The organism is Mesorhizobium sp. P2_D1, from assembly GCF_056404455.1.
The window spans coordinates 1-589 of the sequence record NZ_JBFUDZ010000188.1 but is presented as its reverse complement, the minus strand read 5'-3'; the positions used below and the strand labels follow the sequence as shown (position 1 = coordinate 589).

Genomic DNA, 589 nt, shown 5'->3' with positions numbered 1-589 from the left:
GTCCGCGTAGGCTTCCTTGGCCAAACGCCAGTCGCGCGAATCGATGGTGCCGGCCTCGTCGCCTTCGATGATCTTCGGAAGCATGCGCACCTGGATCCAAAGGATGTGGTTGCCATCGGGAGCCCGGCCRGGGTCGATCGCGGTCGTCTGGCCGACCACGAGTACCGGCTCCGCCGGCATGATGCCGGCGACCGCCTGCTGGTAGACACGCGCCATTTGGTCAAGTGAGGGTGCGATGTGCACGTAGGCAAAACGGCGAAGCTCCTCGCTGACGCGCCAATTCGGGAGGTCCTTCGTCGCGAGATGGACCATCAGGGTGCCTGGCGCATGTCTGAATTTGCTCATGGCCTGGTCGAAGCCGGCATCGCCTGAACTGCCGCCGAGCAATCCAAGCAGCGCGGAAGGCGTGACGCCGGCGATGACGACCTTGGAGGCGGTCACCTGCTCGCCAGATGCAAGTACAACGCCGGTCGCGCGATTGCCGCTGATACTGATCGACGCGACATCGGCATTGGTACGGATGACGCCACCCGCCGAGGTGATCAGCGCTTCCATCGCCTTGATCATGGTGTCGGCGCCGCCTTTGCCC

1 protein-coding gene is annotated in these 589 nt (G+C 64.1%); it reads right to left on the bottom strand.

What is annotated here, in order from left to right; translation table 11 throughout:
* A partial coding sequence (locus tag AC1D0I_RS32890; protein ID WP_477400233.1) for a phytoene desaturase family protein occupies positions 1-589 on the bottom strand: 589 nt, incomplete at both ends.